General features: G+C 69.0%; 5 protein-coding genes. 2 read left to right on the forward strand and 3 right to left on the reverse strand.

Translation table 11 applies throughout. The features are described from left to right. Positions 1 to 301: 301 nt before the first annotated feature. A complete protein-coding gene (locus ACFTZL_RS37630; protein WP_382592729.1) occupies positions 302 to 1,309 on the reverse strand; it encodes a stage II sporulation protein M in 1,008 nt (335 codons plus the stop codon). Positions 1,310 to 1,437: 128 nt separating this feature from the next. On the opposite strand from ACFTZL_RS37630, the gene ACFTZL_RS37635 reads away from it, so the two are divergent. Continuing rightward, complete coding sequence (locus ACFTZL_RS37635; protein ID WP_382592732.1) at positions 1,438 to 2,406, forward strand: RDD family protein; 969 nt, start codon at positions 1,438 to 1,440, stop codon at positions 2,404 to 2,406. Positions 2,407 to 2,443: 37 nt separating this feature from the next. Here ACFTZL_RS37635 and ACFTZL_RS37640 read toward each other — a convergent pair whose 3' ends face one another. Both ACFTZL_RS37640 and ahcY read right to left on the reverse strand, forming a co-directional pair. Then, on the reverse strand, positions 2,444 to 3,058 hold the full coding sequence (locus ACFTZL_RS37640; protein WP_382592735.1) for a hypothetical protein: 615 nt from the start codon (positions 3,056 to 3,058) through the stop codon (positions 2,444 to 2,446). A 114-nt stretch (positions 3,059 to 3,172) separates the two neighbouring features. Further along, positions 3,173 to 4,630 carry an adenosylhomocysteinase gene (gene ahcY, locus ACFTZL_RS37645; RefSeq protein ID WP_382592738.1) on the reverse strand — a complete coding sequence of 486 codons (1,458 nt, stop codon included), beginning with the start codon at positions 4,628 to 4,630 and terminating at the stop codon, positions 3,173 to 3,175. 528 nt (positions 4,631 to 5,158) lie between these two features. On the opposite strand from ahcY, the gene ACFTZL_RS37650 reads away from it, so the two are divergent. Next, positions 5,159 to 7,300 carry a fructose-specific PTS transporter subunit EIIC gene (locus ACFTZL_RS37650; RefSeq protein WP_382592741.1) on the forward strand — a complete coding sequence of 714 codons (2,142 nt, stop codon included), beginning with the start codon at positions 5,159 to 5,161 and terminating at the stop codon, positions 7,298 to 7,300. Positions 7,301 to 7,347 lie beyond the last annotated feature (47 nt).

A 7,347-nucleotide genomic window follows, 5' to 3' on the forward strand; every position in this document is an offset into this window, starting at 1 on the left:
CCTCGGTGCTTTCCAGGTTCCCGCTTCCGCGTTTCCCTTTCCGGCGGTTCCGACTTTATCAGAAGTTTCGGGCCGTACTGACCGGCCGCTCATTTCCGATTCATCGGGAGTGGCTTCAATGAAATCAGCGTTTCAAGAAGCAGACAGATGTTCACCGTCGCCGTCTGGGGTAGAACCCACCTCCAGGCAACTGTTCGAATCTACCTCCCCGCACTCGCCGTGTCAACGACTCCTGTGGGGCGAAGAGGAGACTAGCAGTTGAACGGACGTGGTCGCACATCCGGCCGCTCAGGGGGGACGTTCAGGCAGCCGTCGGCACGGTGGCGCTGCGTTCTGCTGCCTCGACGTCGCCCGTGTCTCCGGCGCGGGCGGCGCGACCGCCCAAGACGTAGACGTAGGCGAGGAAGGCCAGTTCGGCGGCGACTCCGATGGTGATGCGTGCCCAGGTGGGGAGGCCGGACGGGGTGACGAAGCCTTCGATGGCGCCGGAGATGAAGAGGACCAGGGCGAGGCCGATGGCCATGCCGATGGCGGCTCGGCCTTCTTCCGCCAGAGCCGTGCGTCGCGTGCGGGGGCCCGGGTCGATGAGGGTCCAGCCGAGGCGCAGGCCGGTGCCCGCGGCCACGAAGACGGCGGTCAGCTCGAGCAGGCCGTGCGGAAGGACCAGGCCGAGGAAGGTGTCGAGTCGGCCGGCCGAGGACATCAGGCCGAAGCCGATGCCGAGGTTGAGCATGTTCTGGAACAGGATCCAGAGGACCGGGAGCCCCAGGAAGACCCCGAGGATCAGGCACAGGGCGGCTGCCCAGGCGTTGTTCGTCCAGACCTGAGCGGCGAAACTGGCAGCCGGGTGGCTGGAGTAGTAGGTCTCGTACTGGCCGCCGGGGCGGGTGAGCTCGCGTAGTTCGCTGGGCGCCGCGATGGAGGCCTGCACTTCGGGGTGTGTGCCGATCCACCAGCCCAGGAGCGCGGCCACGGCTGTGGACAGGAGCGCGGTGGGTACCCACCAGTGGCGTGACTTGTAGACGGCGGCGGGGAAGCCGTGGGCGAGGAATCGGGTGACGTCTCGCCAGGAGGCGCGTCGGGTACCTGTCACGGCACTACGCGCGCGTGCCACCAGTTGACTGAGCCTGCCGGTCAGCTGGGGGTCGGGGGCGCTGGACTGGATCAGGGAGAGGTGCGTGGCGGTGCGCTGGTAGAGGGTGACGAGTTCGTCAGCTTCGACGCCGTTGAGACGGCGCTGGCGGCGCAGCAGGGCTTCGAGGCGGTCCCACTCCGCTCGGTGGGCGGAGACGAAGACGTCGAGGTCCATCGGTGTGCCTGCTCCTCGGCTGTTCGTCGGAGACTCGTCGTGGATCAGCTTGTCGTACTGCGGCGCGATGCGCCCTCAGCTTGGCAGACTGGCTCTGTCCGGGGCAGGGCAGGGGAAGGACGGCAGGCGTGAGTGAGCTGGTGACGGGCGAGGCTGTGGCGTTGGAGCTGCGCCCAGCGAGGCTGCCCAGCAGGGCGCTGGCCGTGCTGCTCGATCTTGTGGCGGCCATGGCCGTCTATGTCGCGGTGACCATCGTGCTGGTGACTTCCACGGCCTCGCTGGACGAGGCGGCGCAGACGGCGTTGTCGATCGCGACGTTCGTTCTCGTGCTGGTGGGTGCGCCGATCGCGGTGGAGACGCTCAGTCACGGGCGGTCGCTCGGGAAGATGGCGTGCGGGCTGCGTGTGGTGCGGGACGACGGAGGTCCGATCCGGTTCCGGCATGCGCTGGTGAGGGGCTTGATCGCGGTGATCGAGATCCTCATGACCTTCGGGGTCGTCGCCTGTATCGCCTCGTTCGTGTCGGCGCGCGGGCGGCGGCTGGGAGATGTGTTCGCGGGGACCCTCGTCGTCCGGGAACGCATTCCGGTCGCGCGAACCGGCTTTGTGCCGCCTCCTCCGCCCTGGCTGGCGGGACGGTTCTCGGGGCTCGATCTGTCCGCGGTACCCGACGGGTTGTGGCTCGCCGTCCGTCAGTACCTGACGCGTATGCAGCAGCTGGATCCGCAGGTGGGCTCGTCGATGGCGGAGCGGCTGGCGTCGGATCTCGCGGAGCGTACGGGGGCTCCGGTGCCGCAGGGTGTTCCGCCGGCGGCGTATCTCGCGGCGGTCGTGCAGGAGCGGCAGGCGCGGGAGTCCCGGCGGGCTTTCGGGAGCGGTTCGGCCTCGTCTCCCGCTTCGGCTGCGGATGGGCCTCCGGCTGTGTACGGAGCTCCGGCCGCGTACGGACCGCCGGCGCCGGCGCCGGCTGCGGACGTACCGCCCGTTGTGGCGCCTGGTGCGGCGGCCGAGTCATCTGGTGGCGGGGACCGGCCTGTGGAGTCGCCGGAGGTACCGGCGGGTGACCGGCCCGGCACCGGGTTCGTGCCGCCGGCTTAGTGGGAGCGGGGCTGCCCGCTGAACTGCGGCTGCCTGGTCAGGTGAATGCCGACGGCGGTGATTCGAGGTCCTCGAGCTCGACGCCGGGGGCCGCGAGCACCACGTCGCCTGCGATGTGCACGGCGTGCTGCTCGCCCGTGTCCAGGTCTGTGACCTGGTATTCGTCCACGGTCAGCGGGCCGTTGTCAGTGGCGTGTGCTTCTCTCTTCAGCAAGGACCACGACTGGTCCACGGTGCGCGGGGCGAGGACCGGGTCCGTGAAGGCGACGAGGCGTACGCGGGTGGCGGCTGCGGAGGGGGTGAGGCGCAGGAGACGGGCGGTGGCGACGAGGAATGCCGGGGAGGTGCCGGTGAAGACGTGGGCGCGCACATTGCCTTCGGTGGCCTCGATGCCGGTGGGGTCGGTGCGGACCCAGGTGACGCCGTCGAGGGCTGCGCCGCGGACTTGCCAGGCGGCGGCGTGGAGTTCGAGGCGGATGGGGCGGCCGAGTTCGTCGAGGGTGAGGTCGACGGAGCCGTGGTGATCGCCCGAGGGGGTGGTCAGCTGGGAGACGTAGCGCCAGCCGGAGGGGCCGACGGCGCAGTGGAAGTGCTCTTCCGCGAGGGGGGTGTGATCGTGCGGATCGTGGAGCGAATAACGGCCGCGGGGCATGAGGGTCCTGGGTCTTGACGGGCTGAGCCGGTCGCTGGTCCGGCAAACGGGGCAGGCCCCCGGCACGGGGGTGCGGGGGCCTGCCTCGGAGAACCTGCTGCCGACGAGTGTGGCTCAGTAGCGGTAGTGGTCCGGCTTGAACGGGCCCTCGACCTGGACGCCGATGTACTCGGCCTGCTCGGGGCGGAGCGTGGTCAGCTTCACGCCAAGCGAGTCGAGGTGGAGGCGGGCGACCTTCTCGTCGAGGTGCTTGGGCAACACGTAGACGCCAGTCGGGTACTCGTCGGGCTTGGTGAACAGCTCGATCTGGGCCAGGGTCTGGTCCGCGAAGGAGTTGGACATCACGAACGACGGGTGGCCGGTCGCGTTGCCCAGGTTCAGCAGGCGGCCCTCGGAGAGGACGATGAGCACCTTGCCGTCGGGGAAGGTCCAGGTGTGGACCTGCGGCTTGACCTCGTCCTTGACGATGCCGGGGGTCTTGGCGAGGCCGGCCATGTCGATCTCGTTGTCGAAGTGGCCGATGTTGCCGACGATCGCCTGGTGCTTCATCTTGGCCATGTCCGAGGCCATGATGATGTCCTTGTTGCCGGTCGTGGTGACGAAGATGTCGGCCTTGTCGACGACCTCGTCGAGGGTCGTGACCTGGTAGCCGTCCATCGCCGCCTGGAGCGCGCAGATCGGGTCGATCTCGGTGATGATCACGCGAGCGCCCTGGCCGCGCAGGGACTCCGCGCAGCCCTTGCCCACGTCGCCGTAGCCGAAGACGACCGCGGTCTTGCCGCCGATGAGGACGTCGGTGGCGCGGTTGATGCCGTCGATGAGCGAGTGGCGGCAGCCGTACTTGTTGTCGAACTTCGACTTGGTGACGGCGTCGTTGACGTTGATCGCCGGGAACAGGAGGTTGCCGTCGCGCTGCATCTCGTACAGACGGTGGACGCCGGTCGTGGTCTCCTCGGTGACACCGCGGATCTCCGAGGCGAGCTGGGTCCACTTCTGGGAGCCGTCGGTGATGGTGCGGTTCAGGAGTTCGAGGATGACGCGGTGCTCGTCGTTCTCGGCGGTGTCGACGGCGGGGACCTTGCCGTCCTTCTCGTACTCGACGCCCTTGTGGACAAGGAGGGTGGCGTCACCGCCGTCGTCGAGGATCATGTTCGGGCCGCCGGTGGGGGTGCCCGGCCAGGTCAGCGCCTGCTCCGTGCACCACCAGTACTCCTCCAGGGTCTCGCCCTTCCAGGCGAAGACCGGGACGCCCTGCGGGTTGTCGGGCGTGCCGTTCGGGCCGACGGCGATGGCGGCCGCGGCGTGGTCCTGGGTGGAGAAGATGTTGCAGGAGGCCCAGCGGACCTGCGCGCCCAGGGCGACCAGGGTCTCGATGAGCACGGCGGTCTGCACGGTCATGTGCAGGGAGCCGGTGACGCGGGCGCCGGCGAGAGGCTGCGCCTCGGCGTATTCCTTGCGGATCGACATCAGGCCCGGCATCTCGTGCTCGGCGAGAGTGATCTCCTTGCGGCCGAAGTCGGCCAGGGAGAGGTCGGCGACCTTGAAGTCCTGTCGGTTGTCGACAGTCGTCATTGCGAGCTGCTCCTCGGGGTTGGGTCGAGGTGGTTAGGGCTGGTCTGCGCGACGGCGGACACAGGGGTGCCCAGGGAGGACACTGGCATGCCCGCGTACACGCAGCGCAGTCCGTCGGAGGCCCTCTCTCCCTCGGCCGGTCCGCGGTGGGACCGCCCGACCGCCATCAGCAGCGACGTCTGGCTCCGTCCCAAGCTACACCGGGAGGCCGGGCCGTCCCCAGTCCGTATCCGAACAGATCGCGCCATCGGGGAGGGAGGGAGCATGAGAGACGGCCCGGAGGGCGCGGGTTCTTCAGGTGGTGGAGGCAGGTCACGGGACGGTGGGGGTGCGGGCGATGAGCGGGCTCGATAACAGGACACCAACGAACGGTCGACAGGAGGCGACAAAGCGGAACCTCCAGGGATCTTTTGGCCTTTGAGTCTGCGGCGGCGTGGTGCAGGATGCCCGGGAGATCTGAACAAGTGATCGATCTTGCGGGGCGTCCGGGACGGCGATTCCGCATGACAAAGGCGTTAGGAGATCGATGTGACCAGTCCGGCCGGCCCTCCCCCCACGGGCGGCGGCGATGGTGAGCGGCAGCGGTTGAAGCTGCTCGCGGTGACCGCGTGCCCGACCGGCATCGCCCACACGTACATGGCGGCTGAGAAGCTCGCGCAGGCCGCCGAGAGTCGCGGCATCGAGATGAAGGTGGAGACGCAGGGATCCATCGGGGCTGAAAACGTCCTCGATGACAACGATGTCAGCCATGCCGACGGCATCATCGTCGCCGCGGACAAGGACGTGGACCTGAGCCGTTTCGCGGGGAAGCGGGTCCTGACCGTCGGGGTGGCGGAGGGCATTCGTCACCCGGAGCAGTTGATCGAGCGGGTGCTGTCGGCGCCGGTGCACGCGGAGGGGGGCTCCCCCACAGCTCCCGCGACCAGTGGTGGCAAGGAGCGGAGCCTCGGGTACAAGGCGCTGATGAACGGGGTCAGTTACATGATCCCGTTCGTCGTGGTCGGCGGGCTGCTGATCGCGATCTCGCTCTCGCTGGGCGGGCACACCGACCCGTCGGGCGGTCTGGTCATCCCGAAGGACTCCTTCTGGATGGACGTGAACAACATCGGTGTCATCGGCTTCACGCTGATGGTGCCGATCCTGTCGGGCTACATCGCGTATGCCATCGGGGACCGGCCCGCCCTCGTGCCCGGCATGATCGGTGGCTGGATCGCCAACACCGGTGAGTTGTACGACTCCAAGGCGGGCGCCGGGTTCATCGGGGCGATCGTGACCGGGTTCCTCGCCGGGTATCTGGTGGTGTGGATCAAGAAGGTCAAGGTCCCGAAGTTCGCGCAGCCGATCATGCCGATCATCGTGATCCCGATCGTGGCGACCACGGCTCTGGGGCTGTTCTTCATCTACGTCATCGGCAAGCCGATCTCCTGGGTGTTCGAGCACCTGACCGACTGGCTCAGCGGGATGACCGGTACCAGCGCGATCCTGCTCGGCGCGATTCTGGGGCTCATGATCGCGTTCGACATGGGCGGGCCGGTCAACAAGACGGCGTTCCTGTTCGGGGCCGGCCTCATCGCGACCGGCAACCAGACGGTCATGGGCATGTGTGCGGCCGCGATCCCGGTCATGCCGCTGGGGCAGGGCCTGGCCACGCTGATACGGAAGCGGCTGTACACCGAGCAGGAGCGGGAGACCGGGTTCGCCGCACTGTTCATGGGGTGCTTCGGCATCTCCGAGGGGGCGATCCCGTTCGCGGCGGCGCGGCCCGCGCAGGTCATCCCCGCCAACATGCTGGGTGGCGCGGTCGCCGGTGCGATCGCCGGGGTCGCCGGGGTCGAGGACGCGGTGCCGCACGGTGGGCCGATCGTGGCCGTGCTGGGTGCGGTGAGCGGCGTGCCGATGTTCTTCGTGGCCGTGGTGATCGGCTCGGTCGTCACCGCGCTGACGACAGTGGCCCTCGTCGACCTGGGTGAGCGCAAGCGGCGCGGGGAGGCGGGCTTCGGTGCGGGTGCTGCTGGGCTTGAGCCCGTGCCGGCCGGAGTGCCCGGTGGCGGTGGCGCTGCGGTCGTAGAGCAGGCGACGGTACGTGGGCCGGCCGCGACCGCTACCGCCGCGAGCAGCGCCACAGCAACCGCAACCGCGAGCAGCGCCACAGCCGTAGCGGACGAAGCGGTACCCGAGCAGGCCGAACCGTCCGACCCCGGTGACATCCCCACCGAGGTCCTCGGCGGTCACCTCACCGGCCAGACCGTCAAGGTCAGCCTCGAAGCCGACGACAAGGAGGCCGCCATCCGGGAGATGGCGGAGCTGCTGGCCCGTACCGGCAAGGTCGCGGACCTGGACGAACTGGTGGCGACCGCGCTGCGGCGAGAGGCGCAGGGCACGACCGGGCTCGGGGAGGAGACCGCGATTCCGCACGCCAAGACGGATGCGGTGACGGAGCCGGTCGTCGGTTTCGCGCGGTCCGCGCAGGGCGTCGAGTGGGGCTCGCCGGACGGTACGAAGGCGAGGCTGGTGTTCATGATCGCCGTACCGGAGGCGGCAGCGGGTGACGAGCATCTGAGGATTCTGGCGCTGTTGTCGCGGAAGCTGATGGACGCCGGGTTCCGGGAGCGGCTGCTGGCCGCGCCGGACGAGTCGGCCCTCCTCGGGGTGCTGCGCGAGGTCGGATAGGACGGGTCCGCCGAGGAAGCGCATGGGGCCCGCCGAGTGGTTCGGCG

It is taken from the genome of Streptomyces sp. NPDC056948, assembly GCF_042674225.1.
GTDB classification, from domain to species: Bacteria; Actinomycetota; Actinomycetes; order Streptomycetales; family Streptomycetaceae; genus Streptomyces; species Streptomyces purpurascens.

Bases quoted from the DNA above. Each gene is read 5' to 3' on its own strand.
- ACFTZL_RS37630 (WP_382592729.1), bottom strand. From the start codon at position 1,309: ATGGACCTCGACGTCTTCGTCTCCGCCCACCGAGCGGAGTGGGACCGC.
- ACFTZL_RS37640 (WP_382592735.1), bottom strand. From the start codon at position 3,058: ATGCCCCGCGGCCGTTATTCGCTCCACGATCCGCACGATCACACCCCC.
- ahcY (WP_382592738.1), bottom strand. From the start codon at position 4,630: ATGACGACTGTCGACAACCGACAGGACTTCAAGGTCGCCGACCTCTCC.